The 22648-nt window shown below is 72.7% G+C and carries 21 protein-coding genes; 13 read left to right on the forward strand and 8 right to left on the reverse strand.

The features are described 5' to 3' along the window. Window positions 1–40 precede the first annotated feature (40 nt). Window positions 41–2725: a LuxR C-terminal-related transcriptional regulator gene (locus AB0F82_RS00185; protein WP_362622030.1), complete on the reverse strand. Its 2685-nt coding sequence runs from the start codon at window positions 2723–2725 to the stop codon at window positions 41–43. A 41-nt stretch (window positions 2726–2766) separates the two neighbouring features. After that, entirely contained in the window at window positions 2767–3687 is a 921-nt protein-coding gene (locus AB0F82_RS00190) for a YhjD/YihY/BrkB family envelope integrity protein (RefSeq protein ID WP_362622032.1), read from the reverse strand. A 186-nt stretch (window positions 3688–3873) separates the two neighbouring features. Between AB0F82_RS00190 and AB0F82_RS00195 the strand changes: the two genes are divergently transcribed. Continuing rightward, window positions 3874–4332 (forward strand): hypothetical protein, encoded by a 459-nt coding sequence (locus AB0F82_RS00195; protein ID WP_362622035.1) that lies wholly within the window; start codon window positions 3874–3876, stop codon window positions 4330–4332. A gap of 20 nt (window positions 4333–4352) precedes the next feature. Here the strand turns inward: AB0F82_RS00195 and AB0F82_RS00200 are convergent, their stop codons facing one another. The 5 genes from AB0F82_RS00200 to AB0F82_RS00220 form a co-directional block, all read right to left on the reverse strand. Continuing rightward, window positions 4353–4778: a secondary thiamine-phosphate synthase enzyme YjbQ gene (locus AB0F82_RS00200; RefSeq protein ID WP_362622038.1), complete on the reverse strand. Its 426-nt coding sequence runs from the start codon at window positions 4776–4778 to the stop codon at window positions 4353–4355. Between the two features lie 94 nt (window positions 4779–4872). Beyond that, window positions 4873–5385 (reverse strand): GNAT family N-acetyltransferase, encoded by a 513-nt coding sequence (locus tag AB0F82_RS00205; RefSeq protein ID WP_362622040.1) that lies wholly within the window; start codon window positions 5383–5385, stop codon window positions 4873–4875. Window positions 5386–5428: 43 nt separating this feature from the next. Further along, window positions 5429–6847: a lipase/acyltransferase domain-containing protein gene (locus AB0F82_RS00210; RefSeq protein ID WP_362622043.1), complete on the reverse strand. Its 1419-nt coding sequence runs from the start codon at window positions 6845–6847 to the stop codon at window positions 5429–5431. Between the two features lie 12 nt (window positions 6848–6859). After that, window positions 6860–9013 (reverse strand): CHAT domain-containing protein, encoded by a 2154-nt coding sequence (locus AB0F82_RS00215; protein WP_362622045.1) that lies wholly within the window; start codon window positions 9011–9013, stop codon window positions 6860–6862. Window positions 9014–9151: 138 nt separating this feature from the next. Further along, window positions 9152–10069 carry a hypothetical protein gene (locus tag AB0F82_RS00220; RefSeq protein ID WP_362622048.1) on the reverse strand — a complete coding sequence of 306 codons (918 nt, stop codon included), beginning with the start codon at window positions 10067–10069 and terminating at the stop codon, window positions 9152–9154. A 207-nt stretch (window positions 10070–10276) separates the two neighbouring features. On the opposite strand from AB0F82_RS00220, the gene AB0F82_RS00225 reads away from it, so the two are divergent. Further along, window positions 10277–10711: a DUF5133 domain-containing protein gene (locus tag AB0F82_RS00225; RefSeq protein WP_362622051.1), complete on the forward strand. Its 435-nt coding sequence runs from the start codon at window positions 10277–10279 to the stop codon at window positions 10709–10711. A gap of 18 nt (window positions 10712–10729) precedes the next feature. Here AB0F82_RS00225 and AB0F82_RS00230 read toward each other — a convergent pair whose 3' ends face one another. Continuing rightward, a complete protein-coding gene (locus AB0F82_RS00230; protein ID WP_356813273.1) occupies window positions 10730–10972 on the reverse strand; it encodes a DUF6213 family protein in 243 nt (80 codons plus the stop codon). Between the two features lie 165 nt (window positions 10973–11137). Between AB0F82_RS00230 and AB0F82_RS00235 the strand changes: the two genes are divergently transcribed. The 11 genes from AB0F82_RS00235 to AB0F82_RS00285 all read left to right on the forward strand — a co-directional run bounded on the left by AB0F82_RS00235 (window position 11138) and on the right by AB0F82_RS00285 (window position 22644). Further along, window positions 11138–11461 carry a plasmid stabilization protein gene (locus AB0F82_RS00235; protein WP_356813272.1) on the forward strand — a complete coding sequence of 108 codons (324 nt, stop codon included), beginning with the start codon at window positions 11138–11140 and terminating at the stop codon, window positions 11459–11461. A gap of 30 nt (window positions 11462–11491) precedes the next feature. Further along, window positions 11492–11740 (forward strand): hypothetical protein, encoded by a 249-nt coding sequence (locus AB0F82_RS00240; protein WP_362622054.1) that lies wholly within the window; start codon window positions 11492–11494, stop codon window positions 11738–11740. Window positions 11741–11924: 184 nt separating this feature from the next. Next, a complete protein-coding gene (locus AB0F82_RS00245) occupies window positions 11925–13019 on the forward strand; it encodes a carboxylate-amine ligase (protein ID WP_356813270.1) in 1095 nt (364 codons plus the stop codon). A gap of 177 nt (window positions 13020–13196) precedes the next feature. Further along, window positions 13197–13649 carry a helix-turn-helix transcriptional regulator gene (locus tag AB0F82_RS00250; protein ID WP_362622058.1) on the forward strand — a complete coding sequence of 151 codons (453 nt, stop codon included), beginning with the start codon at window positions 13197–13199 and terminating at the stop codon, window positions 13647–13649. 10 nt (window positions 13650–13659) lie between these two features. Further along, entirely contained in the window at window positions 13660–14073 is a 414-nt protein-coding gene (locus tag AB0F82_RS00255; RefSeq protein ID WP_030027260.1) for a VOC family protein, read from the forward strand. 97 nt (window positions 14074–14170) lie between these two features. Continuing rightward, complete coding sequence (locus AB0F82_RS00260) at window positions 14171–16555, forward strand: excinuclease ABC subunit UvrA (RefSeq protein WP_362622062.1); 2385 nt, start codon at window positions 14171–14173, stop codon at window positions 16553–16555. A 173-nt stretch (window positions 16556–16728) separates the two neighbouring features. Next, window positions 16729–19281 (forward strand): discoidin domain-containing protein, encoded by a 2553-nt coding sequence (locus AB0F82_RS00265; RefSeq protein ID WP_362622065.1) that lies wholly within the window; start codon window positions 16729–16731, stop codon window positions 19279–19281. A 141-nt stretch (window positions 19282–19422) separates the two neighbouring features. Continuing rightward, a complete protein-coding gene (locus tag AB0F82_RS00270) occupies window positions 19423–20151 on the forward strand; it encodes a TetR-like C-terminal domain-containing protein (RefSeq protein ID WP_362622068.1) in 729 nt (242 codons plus the stop codon). A 1-nt stretch (window position 20152) separates the two neighbouring features. Then, entirely contained in the window at window positions 20153–21316 is a 1164-nt protein-coding gene (locus AB0F82_RS00275; RefSeq protein ID WP_362622072.1) for an MAB_1171c family putative transporter, read from the forward strand. 300 nt (window positions 21317–21616) lie between these two features. Continuing rightward, complete coding sequence (locus tag AB0F82_RS00280) at window positions 21617–22069, forward strand: helix-turn-helix domain-containing protein (RefSeq protein ID WP_362622075.1); 453 nt, start codon at window positions 21617–21619, stop codon at window positions 22067–22069. Then, the gene (locus tag AB0F82_RS00285; RefSeq protein WP_362622077.1) at window positions 22066–22644 is read left to right on the forward strand and encodes a toxin; all 579 of its coding nucleotides are present in this window, start codon (window positions 22066–22068) and stop codon (window positions 22642–22644) included. The genes AB0F82_RS00280 and AB0F82_RS00285 overlap by 4 nt, the downstream gene beginning before the upstream one ends. Window positions 22645–22648: the final 4 nt, after the last annotated feature.

Consider the following 22648-nt stretch of genomic DNA (forward strand, 5'->3'; position numbering starts at 1 on the left):
CCACCACGTGCAGTGCGCCACGGGCGGTGCGCCAAGGGCCTCACAGCAGGCCGAGATCCTGCGCCCGGTGGACGGCGTCGCTGCGCCGGGCGACGCCGAGCTTGCGGTAGATGCTCTTCAGGTGGGTCTTGACGGTGTTGGCCGACACGTACAGCTCGGCCGCGATCTCCTCGGTGGACAGCATCCGCGCGGCCTGGCGCAGAACCTCTGCCTCCCGCGCGCTGAGCGACTCCACCACGGGCGGCGGCCCGTCGGCCGGACGGCCGCGGCCCGGTGCCGGCCGCGGGGCCTCGGGCGGGGTCCGGCGTACGCGGGAGCCGCCCCCCGCGAACGGCAGGCGCAGTCCCTCCGGCCGGGCGAGGTCCACGGCTTCGGCCCGCCTGCGCCGCGCCTCCTCGGTGTCGCCCTCCGCTTCGGCGAGCTGCGCCCCGAGCAGGCACGCCGCCAGCCGGGCCGGCGCCGCGAGGCCTTCGTCCGCGGGCAGGCCCGCCAGCTCCCGCGCGGCGGGCCCCGTGCGGCCGGCCGCCAGGAGAGCGCGGGCACGGGCCAGGGCGTGCTCGGGCCGCCCGGAGGGCGCGGCGTCGAGTACCCGAAGGGCCGCTGCGGCGTCACCGCGCGCCAGGTGCGCGGCCGATTCGGCGACGGCCAGCTCGTCCACCGCCCACGCCCGTGCGTACGCGGGCACGGCCGCGGCTGCCGGGCGCAGGCGGGCGAGTACGGCGAGCGCGGCCTCGCCGTCGCCCCCGTACACCCCGATCCGGGCGCCGATGACGGCGGTCAGGACCGCGGCCACGGCATCGGGGCGGGGCCCGGCGGCCGCGATCGCCGTGGCCAGGTCCAGGTGGGAGCGGGCGGCCGGCAGGTCGTCGTGCTCGACGGCGACGCCCGCCAGGACGAGGTGGCCGGCGCCGGACCGGCGCTCGGGCGGGAGCGCCGCCTGCTCGGCAACGACGAGGCAGGCTCGGGCGTGCTCGGCGGCCCGCCGCAACCGGCCGCGCATCAGCTCGGCGAGGGCCAGCGAACCGAGCGCGTCGCAGAGCGGGTACTGCGTCCCCGGATCGGTGCCCGGATCAGCGTCCGCATCGGTTCGCGGATCGGTGCCCGGTGTCGTACCTGGTGCCGTGGCCGGGGCCGTGCCCGGCTCCGTACCCGGTCCTCCGCAGGCCTCGACGGCCGCCGTGAGGGCGCTCTCGGCGGCGTCGAACCGCCCGGCGCCGAGCCGCACCGCGCCGAGGGCCGCCAGGAGCAGGGCGCGCAACTCGGGGTGCGCGGCGACGCGCAGGGGCGGCAGCTCGCCGAGCACGCGTTCGGCGTCGGCCGCCGCCCGCTCGGTCGCCGCGAGGTCGCCGCTCGTGCGACCGGCGAGCACGCCGAGGAAGGCTCGGCTGAGCCGGGCCGCCGCGCCGGAGCCGGGGCTCAGGCGGGAGTCCGCGCGCCGCGCCGCGTCCTCGTATCCGGGGATGTCCTGTACGACGAGCCGGGCGGCCGCGCCGACCAGCGCGGGTGCCGCGCCCGGCGCCTCGGCCGGCAGGGCCGCGAAGGCCCGGTTCAGCTGCTCGGCCTCCAGGCCGGTGAACAGCCGTCCGATCGCGAGGTCGTCGACGAGCTGCCCCGCGGCGAACGGCCAGTCGCCGGCGGCGGCCCCCTGGACCACCGCCTCCGTGAGCCGGCCGGTCCCGGCGAGCCAGCGCGCCGCCCGACCGTGCAGCTGCTGCTCCAGGCCGGGGTGGCGCTGGCGCAGGTGTGCGCGCAGTACCTCGGCGAACAGAGGGTGCAGCCGGTACCAGGCCGAGGCGTCGACCTGTTCCAGGAACGCGTTGTCGCGGGCCAGCCCGGCGAGTGTCCGGGCGGCGTCGTCGCGGCCGGTCAGCACGTCGGCGAGGTCGGGGTGGACCCGGTCGGTGACGCTGACGCGCAGCAGCAGGTCCTGGGTGTCCGGCGGCTGCGCGTCGAGCACCTCTTTGAGCAGGTAGTCGGCGATCGTGGTGCGGTCGGCCGCGAACTGCCGGACGAAGGCCTCCGGGTCCGGGCTGCGCTGCATCGCGAGGGCGCACAGCCGCACCCCCGCGGCCCATCCCTCGGTCCGCCGCATCAGCAGCCGGATGCCCGCCTGGGAGATGTCCAGCCGGTGCTCGCCCAGCAGGGCCTCGGCGTCCGCGTGGGTGAACCTGAGGTCGGCGTGCCGGATCTCCGCGATCTCGCCCGCCGCGCGGTAGCGGTGCAGTGGGAGCAGGGAGTCCGTCCGGCTGGTGAGTACGATGCGCAGCCCTCCGGCGGCGTGCCGGAGAACGAAGTCCAGGCCCTCGGTCATGGCGGGCGGCTGGGCCGTGTCGAACTGGTCCAGCACGAGGACCACGGGCTGCTGCGCCGACTCGGCCAGGCCCGCCGCCAGACGCACCAGAAACGACTGGGTCACCCCTTCGGCGCGGGTCGGTCGGCCCACGGCGGCGGGCAGCTCGACCCCGCCCCGGTGCAGGGCCTCCAGGACGTACGCCCAGAAGACGCCGGGGGCGTCGTCGGGCTCGACGGTCAGCCACAAGGGGGCCCGTGGCGCACGCCCGCCGGCCGCCGCCCAGTGCGCGGTGAGCACCGTCTTGCCGGAGCCGGCCGGACCGTTGATCAGGGTGAGCGGGCCCTGTACCCCGGCCGTCAGGCGTCTGAGCAGCTCGGGCCGGTGGACGAGGGTCTTCGGCACGGCCGGTGCGGTGAATCTGGCCGTGAGCATCGGGTCGCACTGTGGTCGGGCCACAGCCTCCACTCAAGCCGTCATCGGTCGTGATCACCACTCGGGTCACCCGCCCCGGGTGAGGTGCGGGCGGGCTGCGGGGTGGCGGCCGGGTCCGGCGGGTCGTCCGGGGTGCGCAGCCGGTGGGCCGCCCAGTGTTCGTGGGCCAGGATGTATCCCAGGGCGATGCCCATGGTGACGACGACGAAGAACGTGATCAGCCAGGACAGGATGACGAAGACCAGCCCGAGGCCGCCGAACTGCTGGAGGCTGTGGTTCATGGCGCGGGGCATGTAGAACCTGGAGCCCCAGCTGAGCACGCTCTCGCCGACCGCGACCAGGACGGCGCCCGGGAGCAGGGGCAGCCACGCGACCCGGCCGCCCAGCAGGAGGTGCTGGGTCCACCACCACAGCAGGGTCCCGCTGAGGAGCGAGACGACCGCACCGAGGGCCCGGCCTGCCCCGAACGCCTCCTGGACCGGCCCCTGGAACAACAGGGCCGCCAGCCAGACCAGCAGCCAGGCCACCCAGCGCCAGGCCGCGAGCCGGGCGCCCGCCTTCGGCAGGTGCCACGCGCGCTCGCAGGTCCGCTGGAGGGCGCGGCTGCAGGCGGTCGCGGACAGCAGCGTGACGACGACGCCCACCGCCCCGGTGCTCGCGACGGCCGCCGTGTCACCGGCCTGGTACACCGCGCGGATCTGGTCCAGCGCCGGACCCGTCAGGCCCAGGGTCGTGCTGACGGTGGAGATGAGCTGGGTGCGCAGCCAGTCGGGTGCGAGGGCCCCGATGACGAAGATGGCGGGGATCGCGCCGAGGAAGGCCTGCGCGGCCAGCCGGGTCGCGCAGTCCAGCAGGTTGACGCGGGCGAACTGTTCGAGGGTCCGGCCCAGGAACGGCGTGTACTTGCGCATCCAGCCCGGCACGGTGAAGCGGGGCGACTTGTCGTCGCGCGGTCCGGACACGGTGACGGCTCCTTCCGCGGGGACGGCGCCTGTCAGCTGCGGTTGCCGTCCATGAGCAGGATGGGGCAGCCCGGGGGGTCCGGCACGTCGGGAGGCCGGTTTCCGCGCGGGAAAAAGGCGCGCGGCCACGGCGGCCGCACGACTACGATCCGGGCCGGACCCGTCAGGCGCAGGAGGGAAGTGACGATGGAGATCATCTTCCGGAAGCTTCCGGACAACCGGCACGATCTCGAAGTGCGCGGCCGGCGGGGGCCGGACGTGCGGCTGCTGGGCCGGGCGACCGGCCCGAGCATGCCGCACGACCTCGTGCACGCGGCGGTCGAGAGCGCGCTCTCGATCACCGACGGGTTCTGGGGGGCCATGGCGCAGGGCGCGACCTTCGAGGATTTCGAACCGGTGGTACCGACCCGCCACCGCCGGTCGGGGCTGAAGGTCCTGCGGCGCGGCGGCGACGCGGTGCTGCGGGCCGAGCTGTCCGTCAATTGGGCCTACCGCGTCTGGTCCGGGCTGAGCACGCAGGGCAGGGGGGTGGGCCGGAGCCCGCTCGACGAGGGGCAGGTCGCCCTGGCGTGCGCGGCGCTCGACGGTGCCGCCGGACGCTGGTCGGAGGTGGCGGAGGGCGGATCCCTCACCTGGCGCTGGTGAGCGCCCGCTCGGCGGCCGGGTCAGCCGGCGAGGAAGGACAGCCGGACCTGACGGCGGGGGTTGTCCCGATTGGTGTCCACCAGGGTGACGGACTGCCAGGTTCCCAGTTCCAGCGTCCCGTCGATCACCGGAAGCGTCGCGTGGGGCGGGACGATCGCCGGCAGGACGTGGTCGCGTCCGTGGCCCGGCGAGCCGTGCCGGTGCCGCCACCGGTCGTCGGCCGGCAGCAGCGACTTCAGGGCGGTCAGCAGGTCGTCGTCGCTGCCCGCTCCCGTCTCGATGACGGCGAGCCCGGCGGTGGCGTGGGGCGTGAAGACGTTGAGCAGTCCGCTCCGGCCGCGCGCCACCTCCCCGAGGAAGGCGGCACACGCCGAGGTCAGGTCGTGGACGGTCTCCCGGTCCCCGGTCGTCACGTCGATGGTGCGCGATACGAAGGTGTCTGCCATGTCGCCATCCTCGCCCCGCCCCGCTCCGCGCCGGCGCAACCAGGCCGGTGCCGGCGGGTGACCGGAGGTCCGCGATGCCGGCCCCGGAGGTCTCTCACCTCCGGGTCGCCGCCGGGTACTCCATGCACACGAGGTCCTCGCGCGGGTCCCACGATCCGGTGACCCGGAAGCCCGAGCGTTCGTAGAGGGCGATCGCGGAGGTCCGCCAGCGCCACACGGAGAGGCGGACGGTGGAGACAGCGCTGTCCGCGCAGTGGGCGATCGCCTCGCGGAGCAGCACGGAGGCGATGCCGCGCCCCCGACGGGCCGGGTCGGTCCACAACCGTTTGATCTCCGCACTCCCGCCGGCCGGAGCGGTCACCACGAGACAGCCCGCCGCAACGCCGCCCTCGACGGCGATCAGCACCGTGTCGTCCGCGAAGGCGGTGCGCGGGTCCTGGATCTCGGCGCGGTAGCGCGGGGGCAGCCGGGTCGCGTCCGCGACCGGGTTCCCCTTCTCCTCTTCGGTGCGCAGGTGGTATGCGGTCAGCAGTGCCGCCAGTGCGTCCGGTTCCCGGACCAGGCGGCCGACGCTGCGGACGACGGTCGCCGTGGTGTGCTCGCTCATGACGAGAGGATGGCATCCCCGGCCGAGGGGACCCGTGGCCGGGTCAGGGCTGCGCGGTGTTGGGGTCGGCGACGACGAAGACGTCGGACAGGGGCGCGGTGTCGGCCTTCGCCCTGATCAGCAGGTCGTACGTGCCGGGGGGCAGGAGGCCGAGGGTGAACTGCTGCCGCACCCGGGGGACGGTGACGGGCACGTTGCGGACGCTCAGACCGGTGGAGCGGTCGGTCACCGAGAGGTTGGCCTCGATCTCGGGCAGGTCCCGGTCACGGAGGGCGCTGTTGGCTCCGATCTCGCAGACGACGGGCTCGTCGACGAGGTAGAGGTCGTCGCCGAGGTAGCTGAACCAGGAGGTCACGGCGGATCGCAGGTCGTCGATGCGGATGTCGTGCAGGGACTGCAGGATGCCCTTCAGGTGATCGAGCATCGCCTCCTGGTTCTGCAGGCTCCCGTGCTTCTGCGGGACGAAGGTGCGGGCGTCCTCGGTGCCGGAGAGCGCGGCGGACAGCTTGGGGACGGTGCCGTCGCCGCCCTCGTCGAAGGCGTCGCGGGCCCTCAGCGTCACGGCCTTGTGGTCGGTGATCCTGGCCGACTGCAGGGTGGGCTGGTCCATGCCGACGATGGGGTGGTAGACCACCGGGTCGGCCTCCCAAGCCGGATCCTTCCGGTTCTCGTCGGCGGCGTTCTCCATCTCCTCGAAGAACTCGGTGAGATGGCTGCTCCACTGCGGCTGCCAGCCGGGCAGTCCGGCCTTGGCGGGGACCGCGGCCCGGCCGTCCGGCCCGTACACGCACTTGTAGACGGGCACGAGCTGGTGCAGGGACGTGAGGGAGCGCAGGAGGCGGGTGAGGTCGTGTTCGAAGGGGCCGATCCGCTTCTGGAAGCCGTTGCACAGGAACTCGACGGCGTTGAGGGAGCCGTAGTAGGGGGTGCCGAAGGTCACGACGGCGCGGGTGTCCCTCCATCCGTGCAGGGCCTCGACGAAGTAGCGGGCGACGAGTCCGCCCATCGAGTGCCCGACCAGGACGAGCCGGGCCGCGTTGTTGCCGCTCGTCTCGCGCCAGTCGCGCAGCCAGGTGGTGCTCCGTTCGGCAAGTCGGCGGGCGGCGGCCCGGTTGTCGCGCCGCCAGTCGTAGGGGAACGGGAAGTAGTTCCTGCCCTTCTCCAGGTCGAACCGGTCCAGCAGGAACCTCTCGACCGCCGTGTAGCCGTCGATCTTCCACAGGCCGGGGAGGGTGTGCAGGTCGGGCACCAGCCGGTCGGCGACGACGCCGTCTCCGAGATCGTCCGCGCGCCAGTCGTCGCCCCGCAGTTCGAGGGAGTCCAGCGAGCCGCCCAGGCTGGCCAGCGCTCCCAGTACGGCGGACGGCGAGGGCGCCCAGACGTCCTTGCCGTTCCTGGTCAGTACGCTCCCGGTGATGCCGGGGAGCAGTACGACGACGTCACCCATCGGAATCCTGGCCATGAGCGGAACCTCCTAGCTGCTCCCCGGCCGGTCGGACGTGCCGGGCGGGGCGAACGGTTCGGCCGCGTCCCCGTAGTGCTGGTAGGCGGCCCAGGCGCTCTGCCGCTGCCCGTTCGTCACGGTGCCCGGGTCCTGTTCGCTTCCGGCGTCCGGCCGGTAGATCGCCTTGCGGGCCGCCCGGACCGCGCCGCCCACGGTCGGCGGGCCGTCGCCGGTGCCGTCGGAGAACAGGTTCTTGTAGAACTGCCGGGCGAAGGTGACCCCCTGGTCGTCGGGGATCCGCCAGGCCGCCCCGATGTAGTGCCCGACACCCGCGCGGAGGAACTCGTCGGCGAGGCTCGGTACCAGCGCGGCCTGCGGGTTCCCCCACGGCGTCCGGTCCGCGACCGCGGACGGTACGGGCTGGGCGCCGGTGCCCGCGCCCGCGCCGGCGCCGGTCCCGGTCCCCGTACCGGGGCCGGTCGGGCCGCCGAGGCGGGCCGTGTAGCAGGCGTTGGCCATGACGATGAGGGGCGGCTGTTCGAGCATGGTCAGCTCCTGGGACGTCAGCAGGCCGTCCGCGAAGACCCAGCCCGCGCGTCGACCCGTACCGGAGAAGTCGAAGTCGCCGTGTCCGCAGTAGTGGACGATGTGGTTGCCGCCGCAGAGCAGGACCCGCAGGACGTCGAGGCGCCGCGCGAGATCGACCCCCTGCTCGCGGGAGGCGTTGGTCGCGCCGATGAACAGGGTGACGTTCACGCCCAGTTCCCTGAGCTGGGCGGCGACGCCGAGGGCCTCCTCGCGGGCTCCGGGCAGTTTGAAGCCCTTCTCCGGGTCCCCCGGGTCGCCGATCACCAGGGCGCTCAGCGGCCCGTCCGACAGCCCCTCGGTCATCACGCGCGAGTAGGGCGTGCGCAGTTGCCGGGACAGCTGGGTGCGGATCGCCAGCGGGTCGCGCCTCTCGGCGCCCGCCTGCCGGATCTCGGTCAGGAACTCCCACGGTACGGAGGCGGTGTCCCGGTCGAGTTCGAGCAGCACCGTGGCGTCGTCGGTGATCAGCCGCTGGAACTCCGAGGGGACCACGAACCGGGAGAGCAGGTCGGGCAGTTCGCGCGCGTCCTCGACGCTCGGCTCCGTCAGCCGGTCCACGAGTTCCCGCAGCAGGCCCATCTCCACGGGGACGAGCCGTTCGGGTACGGTCGCCCGCCCGGTCAGCGCGGCCCAGCGCAGCCCGCCGATGCCCGACTGCACGGACATCCGGACGGGCACGGAGCCGTCCGGTGCCTCTGCGGACCGGCCGACCGTCAGGGAGAGGTCGGTGCGCTTCACCGTTGCCAGGTCGATGAGTTGCTCGCGGATCTGCGCCTGGATGTTGTCGTCGAAGTCCTTCAGTACGGCGCGCAGGGCGCTCTCGTCGTCCGGTCCGCCGAGCCCGGTGAGAGCGGCCAGGGCGTACACGGCGGCGGAGGGCCTGGACATCCGGCCGCCGCCGCCCTCGCGCAGCTCCGGGGTGATCCTCAGCCGGGGCAGGTTCGCGGTGGCTTCGGTCAGCGCGAGGTGCAGCTGCTCGGCGCGCAGTCGGTCGACCTCCACGAGGAGCACCTCGGTGAGGCGGGGCGGCGTCGGGGACGTCGTCAGCGCGGCGAGGACCCCGGCGAATCCCCGTACGAGGGCGCGGGCCGCCTGTTTCACGCTGAGGTTTCCCGTGCCCGATCCGATGAGCACGGTGGCCATGGTCCCGACGTGGCCGAGCGCCACCGCTTCGCCGAGCAGGGAGGCGTACAGCTGGCCGGCGCGGCGTTCCGTGAGGGTCCCCATCGGGCCCATGCCGACGACGGCGGCGGACCGCACCGTTCCGTCTCCGCACGGGAAGTACGTGACCTCCCCCAGCTGGGCGTCGATCCAGCCGAGCTTGGTGTGCGCGGTGATCAGTCCGCGGGGCCCGACGGATATGGCGCGGTCCAGGGCGAGCTCCGCGTCGGCGGGCACCACCGACTGGTAGTGCCCTGTGACGTGCAGGTCGGCGGCGACCTCCGCGAGGTCGCCCCACATCACCGTGATGCGCAGGGACGGGCCGTCGGCGCGCGGTGCCTCCTCGGGGGGCGGGGGCGGTGGCCGCGTGGCCGGGTTGGCGGCCCTCGGTACGTTCTCCAGCAGGTCGGCGATGGTAGCGGCGGGGGTGCTCATCGCGTCCTCCTTCGAGTCGCCCGAGCCTTGCGATCCGGTGTGCGGCGCCGGTCTCCCCACACAGGATTATCCCACCGATTCGTTGCCCGGCCCTGGCGAAGCAGGGCGAAGTACGGGGCGAAGGTTCGACGTTCAACCTCACTGCAGGCTGAAGCGGTGGGGGTGGGCGGGGTCGTGGGCGCAGGCGAAGATGTTGAGCTTGCCGAAGTTGGCCACGGCCACTGACGTCGGGCGGTTCGCGTCGGCTCCGGCGGAGGTGGGCAGCGGGCGCCAACTCTCGGTGTCGGAACGCCACTCGTACGAGTCGACGGTCAGCAGCAGGCGCATCCCGCGGCTGCAGCCGGGGCAGTCCGTGCTCCCGGGCCCGGTGACGTTCCACGCCGCGTGCCCGCCGGCCTTCCAGCCGGGCGCGACGGACAGGTCGCACTGGTAGCTCGGCCGGGCGGGCGGGGGTTCGCCCCCGGCCCCGTGGCCGTCCTCGCACTCGACCTCGAAGCCCTGCTCGCATTCGGCCTCGTAGGCGGCCTCCTCCTGCGCGTCCTCCCACTCCTCGACGCGCTCGCCCAGCTCGCCGGTCAGCGTTTCGATGTACGGGTACTCGGTGACCCGCTCCGGGTGCAGCACACAGGGGTTGGGCAGGTACCCGTCGAAGCCGAAGCGCGCCGGTGCCGGCTGCGGCGCCAGTACCTCACGCACCTCGGCCGACCGCCGCCACCTCAGCCGTACGTGCATGCCGTGCCCCGTGGGCCCGTGGAGGTCGAAAGGGCACCAGAGGACCTGGAGGAGATCGCAGCCGTCGGGTCCGGCGGCCAGGTCCGGAACGTCCCGGGCGTAGAGCTGGGCCACCGCGAGCAGCGGCCCGCTGTGCCGGTGCGGCTCGTCGCACACCGGCCACGGCTCGCCGGCCGGCCACAGCAGCGGACCTCCCACGTGGCTGTCCCGCGCCGTCGGACTGCCGGCGCGGGGGTGCAGCCGGGTCGCCGTCGCGCGATGGGCGGCCAGCCCCGGGAACAGGGCCTCGACGTCGAGCGGCCGCGGTGGGGTCGTGAAGGTCATGCGGCCGAACCTACAAGGCGGCGGCCAGGGAGCCTACTTCGGGTGTGGGAAGGCAGTCGGCGCGGGAATACCTTCCATACTTCCCTCCACCGCTCGCGCAGCCTTCGGTTGAAAGGATGATCGGTGACGTCTCAAAGCATTCATCAGTCCTCTGAAGGGCATGTACCGGTCCTCCGTGGCGAGCAGGCGGTGGAGTGGGCCACGGGCATGGTGATGGCCCAGGCACCCTGCGGGACCCGCGAGGCGCGGCTCGTACTGGCGGCCGCCGCCGAGCTGGCACAGCTCCCGCTGGCGGACTTCGCGGCCGCGGTGGTCGCGGGCGCGCACGGGGAACCGGTACCCGCCCGGTGGGAGCGGGCGCTGCGCCGGGCGGTCGATGCCCTGTTGGGCCCCCGGCCCGGGCCGGAGGGCGGCCGGGGCGTCCGGGGTGTGGGGCTGCTGCCCAGCCGGGCCCGGACCGGGGAGGTCCTCGCCCGCTTCCGGACGGCGCGGGAGCGACTCGCCTCGGCCCCCGGCGACGGGACGGCCCGCAGGGCCATGGACGACGTCGCCTACACCCTGTGTGTGCTGATGGGCCGGTCGACCGTCCACGAGGCCGTCCTGGCAGCCGAACTGCACCTGGAGGGAGCGGGACCGGACTGACCGGCGCGGCGGCTCCCCTCAGGCGTTGTCGTCGTCGAGTGCGGAGGCGAACCCGATGCACTCGACGTCGATCTGGTCGGCGAGCTCCGTCAGCACTCCGGAAAGGTCGCCGGCGGTCTGCCGGTCGCCGCGCAGCTCGCCGGATTCGGCCGACTGCACCCAGTCCGCCGCGAGGCGGCGCAGCAGGGTGGTCACGTGGTCGGCGGGAATCAGCAGTGCGCCGTCCGTCGCGGGGATCAGCGGTATCGACACGTGGATCATGGCAAGCCCTCCCGGAGAACCCTTGTCCGCGGCGACTACCCGGTCAACGGCCGGCCAATCCACCTGCCGCCCCGGGCCGCGGGCCGGGGCGGGCCGTGTGCGGCGTCCCGCCAGGGGTAGGCGCCCGACGTACCGGACCGCCCGCACAGCAGCCAGGGAGTCATCATGCCTCGCGGTTCCAGCCCCAAGCGGGAACGCCAGTACGAGCACATCAAGGAGAGCGCCGAAGAGCGCGGCGAGAGCCCGGAGCGGGCCAAGGAGATCGCCGCTCGGACCGTGAACAAGGAACGGGCCCGGGCCGGCGAGTCCGAGACGGCGAGCAGGACCTCGCTGGAGGACATGTCGTCCGCGAAGCGCGGCGGACTGCACTCCCACAAGGGTGCCCAGGGGCCGACCTACGACCAGCTCTACGAGGAAGCCCGGCGCAAGAACCTCCATGGCCGGTCGTCCATGGACAAGGCCGAGCTCAAGCGGGAGCTGGGCTACTGAGCCCGGCGCACGCCGACGAAGGAGGACACCATGACACGACACGGGAAGAACCAGGGACGGGAGCGGACCACCCCGTCACAGGCGCCTGGCGAGAGCGGTGACCGGGAGGCCCGCAGGGAGGCGGACGAGGCCGTCCTGAGCGGTTCGGACGGCGGGGCCGACGGGGAGGCGGACGCCCATGCCGCGAAGCGGCAGCGTCCGGGCACCGGCCGCGAGGAACAGGTCCGCCCGCACCCCGCGCGGGGCGAGCGCACCGAGCCGGGGGACGACGACCGCTGAGCGGTCCGGTGCCGGGCCCGCGCTGCCCGACAGAATCCGGAAAACACGTCCTGGGTAGTGCCCGCGAAGCAGCGCCGGCCGCCCGGAGTGCGGGCGCCCCCGCAGGCGGGGCTTCACGGACACACCCTAGGCCGGTCGGCGCATTCGGCGGATGATCGTGCCGCTCCCGGGGTAACCGCACGGCGTGATCACATTCGGCGTCGAAGAGGAATACCTCCTGGTGGACCCGGTGACGGTGCTGCCGGTCCCCGGGGCCGAGTACGTGCGCAGGGCGGCGGGCCTCGGTCCGCTCGTCGAGGACGGCGAGGTGCAGGACGAGCTGCTCCAGGCGCAGGTCGAGGTCGCCACGCCGGTCTGCACGGAGCTGGAGGAGGTGGGCGGCCACCTCCTGCGGCTGCGCCACGCGGTCGCGTCGGCCGCGGAGGAGCACGGCTGCCGGGTCGCCATGGCCGCGGCCGCACCGCTCAGGGACACGTCGGCGGTGCCGGTCACCCGCAAGCCGCGGTACCTCAGGATGGAGGGCCAGGCACGGCAGCTGGTGGACGAACAGCTGATCAACGGCATGCACGTCCACGTGGGCGTGCCCGATCCGCAGACCGGCGTCGCGGTGCTGAACCGCATCCGGGTATGGCTTCCCACGCTGCTTGCCATGTCGGCCAACTCCCCGCTGTGGGACGGCAAGGACACCGGCTTCGCGAGCTGGCGCACGATCGTCTTCGGCCGCTGGCCGGTGAGCGGCCCGCCACCGTACTTCGACGGGCTCGCCGACTACGAGGAGCGGATCGACGCCCTGGTCGGCTCCGGGGTGATCGCCGACCGGGGCCAGCTGTACTGGCAGGCGCGTCTGTCCGACCGCTTCCCGACCGTCGAGGTGCGGTGCCTGGACGTGCAGTTGCGGGCCGACGACGCGGTGATGCTGGCGGGCCTGGTCCGCGCGCTGGTCTCGGTCGCCCTCGCCGAGGAGAAGGCCGGGGCCGCTCCGGTGCGGTGCCGGCCGGAGCTGCTGCAGGCCGCCAACTGGCACGCGGCCCGGCACGGCCTGAACTCCACCCTGGTCGATCCCGACGGGCGCTGCCGCAGCAGCGGTGACGTGCTGTACTCCCTGCTCGCCCATGTCGCTCCGGCCCTGGCGGAGTCGGGCGACGAGCGCGAGGTGTCGTCCCTCGTCCACCGCCTCCTCCAGGAGGGGACGCCGGCCGACCGGCAGCGGCGTGCCCTCCGGGAGGGCGGCATGCCGGCCCTCAGAAGCCTGATCGTCGGCGACTCCCCCTCCGGCTGAGCGGCCGGGCCGGGGCCAGGCCCACTCGGTCGGGTCGGGGCAGGGTCCGTGCCCGGGTCGTGACCACGTAGGAGCAGGCGGTCAGCAGGACCCTCGCCGCGGCGACGGTCCTGCGCGGACTCGGCCGGATCCCGCGGACGCCGGGGCGAGCGGCCCGCGCCGTGCGATGCTTTGGGCATGACCCTGGAAGACCTGGTGAGGCTGCGCCGCGCCCGGGACGTCATCGACCGCGACTACGCGCAGCCGCTGGACGTTCCGGCGCTCGCGAAGGTCGCCCTGATGTCCCCCGGGCACTTCTCCCGCAGCTTCCGCGCCGCCTTCGGGGAGACCCCGTACAGCTACCTGATGACCCGGCGCGTCGAGCGGGCGAAGGCTCTGCTGCGGCGGGGCGACATGAGCGTGACCGATGTCTGCATCGCCGTCGGGAGCACGTCGCTGGGGTCATTCAGCTCGCGCTTCACCGAGCTGGTCGGCGAGAGCCCCAGCGCCTACCGGGCCCGCCGGCACGAGGCGGGCGAGGCCATCCCGGCGTGCGTCGCGAAGTTCATGACACGACCGGTCAGGGGTGGTGAACCGATCCGCCGTGAACCGATCAGGAATGGAGAAGCGGAATCGGCGGGCGCCTCGTAGCGTCGGAGCCATGAACATCAACCTCTCGCAGTGCTTCATCGCAGTCGACGACCACGACAAGGCGATCGCCTTCTACCGCGACGTCCTGGGCCTGGAGGTACGCAACGACGTCGGCTTCGAAGGGATGCGCTGGGTGACCGTCGGCTCACCCTCGCAAGACGTCGAGATCGTCCTCGAACCGCCGCTCGCCGACCCCGGCGCCCCCGCCGCGGACCGGCAGGCCATGGCTGAACTGCTGGCCAAGGGCATGCTGCGCGGTGTCATCTTCTCCACCGACGACGTCGACGCCACCTTCGAACGCATCCGGGCGGCCGGCGGGGAGGTCATGCAGGAGCCGATCGACCAGCCGTACGGTGTCCGCGACTGCGCCTTCCGCGACCCGGCGGGCAACATGCTCCGTTTCAACCAGCCCCGCAAGCAGTAGGAACCACCCGCCCCTGACGGCCCCGGTCACGGCCGCGCCGACCGGCGTGACCGTGACCGCGGCCGAGGCCCGCACCATGGATGGAGAGACGTCAAGCATGGCCACGAGGAAGAACACGCAGCCCCCCGCCCGGCACGCCGCCGACAGCCACGACCTGATCCGCGTGCACGGCGCCCGCGTGAACAACCTCAAGGACGTCAGCATCGAGATCCCCAAGCGCCGCCTGACGGTGTTCACCGGCATCTCCGGCTCAGGCAAGAGCTCGCTGGTCTTCGACACGATCGCCGCCGAGTCGCAGCGGCTGATCAACGAGACGTACAGCGCCTTCGTGCAGGGCTTCATGCCGACGCTGGCGCGGCCCGAGGTCGACGTCCTCGACGGCCTGACCACCGCGATCATCGTCGACCAGCAGCGGATGGGCGGCGACCCCCGCTCCACCGTGGGCACCGCCACCGACGCCAACGCGATGCTGCGCATCCTCTTCAGCCGGCTCGGCAAGCCCTACATCGGCTCGCCCAAGGCGTTCTCCTTCAACGTCGCCTCCATCAGCGGAGCGGGCGCGGTCACCGTGGAGCGCGGCGGCCAGACCGTCAAGGAGCGCCGCTCCTTCAGCATCACCGGCGGGATGTGCCCGCGCTGCGAGGGCCGGGGCTCGGTCACCGATCTCGACCTGACCCAGCTCTACGACGACTCCAAGTCGCTGAACGACGGCGCGCTCACCGTCCCCGGCTACAAGCCCGGCGGCTGGAGCTACCGGCTCTACAGCGAGTCGGGCCTCTACGACGCCGACAAGCCGATCCGCACGTACACCAAGAGGGAACTGCACGACTTCCTCCACCGCGAGCCGGTCAGGATGAAGATCGCGGGCATCAACATGACCTACGAGGGGCTGATCCCCCGGATCCAGAAGTCGATGCTGGCCAAGGACCGCGAGTCGATGCAGCCGCACATCCGGGAGTTCGTCGACCGGGCGGTGACCTTCACGACCTGCCCCGACTGCGACGGCACCCGGCTCACCGAGGCGGCCCGGTCGTCGAAGATCAAGGGGGTCAGCATCGCCGACGCGTGCGCGATGCAGATCAGCGACCTGGCCGAATGGGTCGACTCCCTCGACGAGCCCTCGGTGGCACCGCTGCTCGCCACGCTCCACCACACCCTCGCGTCGTTCGTCGAGATCGGGCTCGGCTACCTCTCCCTGGATCGTCCCGCGGGCACGCTCTCCGGCGGCGAGGCGCAGCGCGTGAAGATGATCCGCCACCTCGGTTCCTCGCTCACCGACACCACGTACGTCTTCGACGAGCCCACCACCGGGCTGCACCCGCACGACATCCAGCGCATGAACGGCCTGTTGATGCGGCTTCGGGACAAGGGCAACACGGTGCTCGTCGTGGAGCACAAGCCGGAGACGATCGCCATCGCCGACCACGTCGTCGACCTCGGTCCCGGCGCCGGGACGGCGGGCGGAACCGTCTGCTTCGAGGGCACCGTCGACGGGCTGCGCAGGGGCGGCACCATCACCGGCCGGCATTTCGACGACCGGGCCGCGCTGAAGGAGACGGTGCGCAAGCCGACCGGCGTGCTCGCGATCCGCGGCGCCGCGAAGCACAACCTGCGTGACGTCGACGTGGACATCCCGCTGGGGGTTCTCACCGTCATCACCGGAGTCGCGGGCTCCGGGAAGAGTTCGCTGATCCACGGTTCGATCCCGGCGGGCGAAGGGGTCGTGTCGATCGACCAGGGCGCGATCCGCGGGTCCCGGCGCAGCAACCCGGCGACGTACACCGGTCTGCTCGACCCGGTCCGCAAGGCCTTCGCGAAGGCCCACGGGGTGAAGCCGGCGCTGTTCAGTGCCAACTCCGAAGGCGCCTGCCCCACGTGCAACGGCGCGGGGGTGGTGTACACCGACCTGGCGATGATGGCCGGCGTCGCGACCACCTGCGAGGACTGCGAGGGCAAGCGCTTCCAGGCGTCGGTGCTGGACTACCACTTGGGGGGCCGCGACATCAGCGAGGTGCTCGCGATGCCGGTGACCGAGGCGCTGGAGTTCTTCGGGTCCGGTGAGGCGGCCACGCCGGCCGCGCACCGCATCCTCGGCCGGCTCGCCGATGTCGGGCTGGGCTACGTCAGCCTCGGCCAGCCGCTCACGACGCTGTCCGGCGGCGAGCGGCAGCGGCTGAAGCTGGCCACGCACATGTCCGACAAGGGCGGTGTGTACGTCCTGGACGAGCCGACCACGGGTCTCCACCTCGCCGACGTCGAACAACTGCTCGGCCTGCTCGACCGGCTCGTCGACTCGGGCAAGTCGGTCATCGTCATCGAGCACCACCAGGCGGTCATGGCGCACGCCGACTGGATCGTCGACCTCGGCCCCGGGGCCGGCCACGACGGCGGCCGGATCGTCTTCGAGGGCACGCCCGCCGATCTCGTCGCCGACCGTTCGACCCTCACCGGGGAGCACCTCGCGGCCTACGTGGGCGCCTGACCCCCGCCGCCGGCCCCGCGCGGCCCCGCGAGCCCCGCGGCCTTTTCGGCCGCGGGGCTCGCGGACGCGTACGGGCCGTTGTGATTTCCCGCCAACTCTCCACACTTCCGGATGAGTTGTCCTTGCGCTGACTATCTTCTTCGGGGCACATCAGTTCGCCCCAGGAGGTCAGATTGCAGTCCAGGCGCCCCCTCGCACTTTCTCGTCTCTTACGCCGCTCCCACCTGCTCATAGCCTTCGCCCTCGGCTCCCTGCTGATCGGCCTGACGCCATGGCTCGCGGTCACGAGCACCGCGGCCGGCCGCACCCCGGGACCGCGGGCCGCGCCCGTGCCCACCGACCAGCAGGCGGCGGTACAGTCACCGCACCACGGCGTCGCGCCGGCGAACGCCATGGAACCCGCGGCCCCCGTCCTCGACCGGGCCGGGTGGACGGCGACCGCGAGCGACGAGGAGACCACCGGCGAGAACGGCCGCGCCGCCAACGTCCTCGACGGTGACAACAACACCATCTGGCACAGCAAGTGGACCGCGACGGCCGCTCCGCTGCCGCACACGATCACCATCGACATGCACCGCACGGCGGTCGTCTCCGCGCTCGTCTACCGCCCCCGTGCGGGCGGCGCCAACGGGCGCGTCGGCGAATACGCGATCAACGTCAGCGCGGACGGCCAGAACTGGGGCAGCCCCCTCGCCACCGGGACCCTCGCGGACGATGCGACCGCCAAGACCCTCGGATTCGCCCCGACGGGCGCCCGGTTCGTGCGGCTGACGGCGCTGACCGAGGCCGGCAACCGCGGGCCCTGGACCTCCGCCGCCGAGATCGACCTGCTGGGCGACCCCGGCACCCCGGCCGCCACCGTGGACCTGTCCCGGGCGGGGTGGACGGCGACGGCGAGCGACGAGGAGACCACCGGCGAGAACGGCCGCGCCGCCAACGTCCTCGACGGCAACGCCAACACCATCTGGCACAGCAAGTGGTCCGGCACCCCCGCTCCGCTGCCGCACAGCATCACCATCGACATGCACCGCACGGTGGTCGTCTCCGCGCTCACCTACCATCCCCGCGGCGACGGGCCCAACGGGCGCGCCGGCGCGTACACCGTCGCGACCAGCACCGACGGCCTCGCCTTCGGCGCCCCGGTGGCCTCCGGCACCTGGCGGGACGACGAAACCGCCAAGACCGCCACCTTCACCCGTGCCGAGCACGCCCGGTACGTGCGCCTCACCGTGACCAGCGAGGCCGGCGGCCGCGGTCCGTGGACCTCGGCGGGCGAGATACGCCTGAGCGGGCCGGCCAGCCCCGCCGTGCACGGTTCCTGGGGCCGGATCATCGGCTTCCCGCTGGTGCCCGTGGCCACCGCCGCCCTGCCCGGCGACAAGCTCCTCGCGTGGTCGGCGTACGCGGTGGACCGCTTCGGCGGCAGCAGCGGCTACACGCAGACGGCGATCCTGGACCTGAAGACGGGCAAGGTCACCCAGCGCCGCATCGACAACACCGGCCACGACATGTTCTGCCCCGGCATAGCCATGCTGGCCGACGGCCGGGTGCTGGTCACCGGGGGCAGCAACGCGGAGAAGGCCAGCGTCTACGACCCGGCCACCGACTCCTGGTCGGCGACCACCAGCATGAACATCGCCCGGGGCTACCAGGCCATGACCCTGCTCTCCACCGGTGAGGCCTTCGTCCTCGGCGGGTCCTGGAGCGGCAGCGCGAGCACCGACAAGGCCGGCGAGGTCTGGTCGCCGGACACCCGTACGTGGCGCAGACTCCCCGGCGTCCCCGCCGCGCAGGCGCTGACCGCCGATCCGGCCGGCCCCTACCGAGCCGACAACCACATGTGGCTGCACGCCACTTCGGGCGGCAAGGTCCTGCAGCTGGGTCCGAGCAAGCAGATGAACTGGATCTCGACCAGCGGCCAGGGCGCCGTGACGCCCGCCGGCACCCGGGCCGACAGCCAGGACGCCATGACCGGCAACGCCGTCCCGTACGACATCGGCAAGCTGGTCACACTGGGCGGCTCGCCGGCGTACCAGGACTCCCCCGCCACGCGGCGCGCCTACACCGTGGGCATCTCGGGGAGCCAGGTCCAGGCGGCCCCTACCGGGGACATGGAGTACGCCCGCGCGTTCAGCAACAGCGTCGTCCTGCCCGACGGCAAGGTGGCCGTCTTCGGCGGCCAGGCCCAGCCGGTGCCGTTCAGCGACGCCACCTCGGTCCTGACCCCCGAGCTCTGGGACCCGGCGACCGGCAGGTTCACCCCGCTCGCCACCATGGCCGTCCCGCGCAATTACCACAGTGTGGCCAACCTGCTGCCGGACGGACGGATCTTCTCCGGCGGCGGCGGCCTGTGCGGCGACTGCGCCACCAACCATCCCGACGGGGCGGTCTTCACGCCGCCCTACCTGCTCAACGCGGACGGGACGCCGAAGCCGAGGCCCGTCATCACCGGGGGCGTGCCCCCGAGGGCGGCTCCCGGCACGTCGCTGACGGTGAGGACCGAGTCGTCCGTGTCGTCGTTCGTCCTGATGCGGGCCGCGGCCGCGACCCATTCCACCGACAACGACCAGCGGCGGGTCCCGCTCGTGTCCACTCCCGCGGGGGCGGGCGCGTACACGGTGTCGATCCCCTCGGACACCGGCGTGGTACTGCCGGGGACGTACATGCTCTTCGCCCTCGACGCCCAAGGGGTGCCGAGCATCGGGCAGTTCGTCACCGTCTCCTGACCGGCAGGCCGCGTGCCGGCCGTGGCCCGAAGCGGCCTCACCCGGCCCCCACCCCACCCGCCGTGGCCGGAACACGGCGGGTGGCACGGGTGTTCGGGCGACTCGGCTGTCCGTCCGGTCGTCCACGGGTACGGTTCGCGCATGGACGTTTCCACAACCCGATCGAGTGACAACGACATGGCCCTGTCGGCGGTGGTCAAGGACACCGCCCGCCGCCAGATGAGGGAACTGGGGGCGGCAGGACTGTCCTTGGACGGGGTGGCCCGCGGCAGCGGTCTCGCCGTCACCGATGTGGAAGTCGTCTTCCCGCACCGGGACGACCTGCTGACGGCGCTGGTCATCGACGCCTACGACGCGTCCGGCGCCGCGATGGAGCAGGCCGACCGGGCCGCCGCGGACACCGGTGCGCCGGCGGGCGCCCGGCTGCTCGCGGCGACCCGCGCCCTGCGGCAGTGGTCCTTCGCCCACCCGGCCGAGTTCACGCTGATCTACGGCTCGCCCGTGCCGGGCTACCACGCCCCGCAGGACACCGTCGCGCCCGCCTCGCGCACTCCCGCGGTGCTCGCCGGCATCCTGCGGTCGGCGCTGGAAGGCGGTGAACTGACCCCGCCCCGCCGGACGCGGTCAGGCCCGTCGCTGCTCCGACCGGAAGCCCTGGACCTCTTCGGCGGTGCGCCCCCGGCTCCGTTCTCGGACATCGTCGAACGCGGCATCGCCTTGTGGAGCAGCCTGATCGGGCTGCTGGTGTTCCAGGTCTTCAGCCGTACGCACGACAGCGTCCGCGACGAGGCCGCCTACTTCGACTACGCCGTGGCCGTGACGGCCGAGACCGTCGGACTCGTGGTCCCGCTGGGCGAGGGCGGCCACTGACGTGAACGCGATCCGAACCCTCTGCTTCGCGACAGCGGCGCTCTCCTCCTACGCCGCGCTCTTCTACCGCCTCTCCCAAGCCCACCGCAGCTGGCGGGACGGCGCCTACCGCGCGCTGATCGCCACCCTGCTGCTCCAGTGCCTCACCTTCACCATGGGCGCCGTCGCCATGGGCGGCGGGAGCTTCCTGGGCGTCGGCAACCTGGCCATCCTGATCATGCACCTGGCCGCCGTCGCCTTCTGCGTCGCCGCGCAGATCATCCTGCTGCGCTGGGCGGCGACGGACGAGGCGGCGGCCCGCGGGACCAGGTACTGGCTGATCACCGGCATCGTCCTGGACGTGCTGCTGACGGCCCTGTTCTTCCTCGCGGACGGCCCCGGCCGGCCGACCTCGGACTTCGACGGCACCAGCAGGCCGCTGCTCCTGACCTACCTCCTGGTCTTCATCGTTTCCCAGGCGGTTCCGTGCGTGACGATCTACCGCCAGTGCGGCCCGTACGCCCGGATGACCGACAACGCCTCGCTGCGACAGGCCCTGCGGATGCTGTCGGTCGCCGCCGTGGTGCTGTTCCTCTACTGCACAGCCCGTACGGTCAACATCCTGACCGCGGCGGCCGGGGTGGACATCGGCGCCTGGAAGCTCGCCTCGAACGTCTTCAGCGCCTCGGGGATCGTGATCCTCTCCCTCAGCCTGATCAACTCCCTCTGGGGGCCGCCCGTTTCACGACTGACGGAGTGGGCCCGCAGCTACCGGTCGTACCGGGCTCTGCACCCGCTCTGGCGGGACCTGTACGAGGCCTCGCCGGACATCGCGCTGGAGCCCCCGGGGTCCTCGGTATCCGACCTCAACTACCGGCTGCACCGCCGGGTGGTCGAAATCCGCGACGGATGGCGGGACTTGAGGCCCTACATCGACCGCGAGACGAACGCGGCCGGCGTTGCGGACGGGGACACGGCAGGGGAGGCGGGCGCGGAGCTGCGCCAGGCTTTCGCCGAAGCGGCGCAGATCAAGCAGGCCCTGAAGGCGAAGCGGACCGGGATCGTCCCCGACCACAGCAAGGACGCCGGTGACTTCGACGACCGGGACACCGACAACTTCGGAGCGGAAGTCGCCTGGCTCACCCAGGTTGCCGCCGCCTACAGTAAGCTCAGCAAGGCGAGTTGAGAGCTCCCGCCCGGTTTGCATCCCCCGTCAAACCGGGCGGGCTTCTCCCGTTCCCCCGTGTTCCATCGGGCCGGACGGGTGGCTTCCGCCCGGACTGGCCCGGCCCATCCCCCGAGGGCCGGGCCAGTCCGATTTCCGCAGCAACACGACCCCGTTTCCCCCGTGAGTCGCGTTAGCTGACAGCTATCGGCGAGACCCAACGTTGGCGGAGTCCAGGCCAATTGTCAACTGACCGCTATTCTGGGAAAGTGACGTATAGCCAAGGGCTATGCCGAGGAGGTGACGGGAGGAAGGTTCACCATGACGGAGACCGAGACCGGGGGCGATGACCGGCCCCTGCTCGCAGTGCGTCTCGACGACCTGTTCAAGACGGTTCGTCCCAAGGGCAAGCACTGGACCAACGCCGAGGTGGCGGAGGAACTGAAGCGGGTCAACCCCGAACTCAAGGTCGGGGGCGTGTACCTGTCGCAGCTGCGCACCGGAAAGCGTTCCAATCCCTCCCCCGACCTCCTCGCCGCCCTCGCCCGCTTCTTCGGCGTCTCGGTCGCCTACTTCTTCGACGACAAGGTCGCCCAGTCGGTCCTCAGTGAGATCGCCGCCATCGAGGCGCTGCGACAGTCCGGGGTCCGCGCCGTGGCGATGCGGGCGGCCGGGATGAAGAAGGAGAACCTCCGGGCCATCACGGCGATCATGGACCAGTACCGGCAGCTGCAGGGCCTCCCGCCCGTCGACGACCCCTCCGGCCCCGAATGAGGGGCGCCAGGAAGGAGCGGTCGGCGGACCAGGACCGCCGCAGTCAGCTCAAGAAGCTCCGGAAGGCCGGTGCGGAGCGGATCGCCGAACTCGACCTGCCGGCGGCGACCGACGTCGCCGAGCTGTGCCGCCACCTCGGCGAGGCGCGGGGCCGCCCGATCATCCTGGTCCCGATGCAGATGCCCTCGTCGCATCCGTGCGGCATGTGGGTCGCCGCCCGCGACGAGGACCTCATCTTCTACGACGCCAACACCACCAGCGCGCATCAGGAGCACATCATCTTGCACGAGCTGGGCCACATCATCTGCTGCCATCGCGGGGCCGGCGGGCTGGACGAGACGGCCGCCCGTCTGCTCTTCCCCAACCTCGACCCCGAACTCGTACGCGACATGCTCCTGCGCGCGGCCTACGACGACGTACAGGAGCAGGAGGCGGAGATCATCGCCTACCTGCTCTCCCAGCGGATGGGCGGCGCGGAGGGGCGGGACGGTGCCGCCCCGTCCGGAGAGGCGGCAGCGGCCGGCGACCCCGGGACCAGCGCCATGCTCAGCCGGATCGAACGAACGCTGTTCTGACGAT

The sequence above is a fragment of the Streptomyces virginiae genome, from assembly GCF_040638905.1.
GTDB lineage: Bacteria > Actinomycetota > Actinomycetes > Streptomycetales > Streptomycetaceae > Streptomyces > Streptomyces virginiae_B.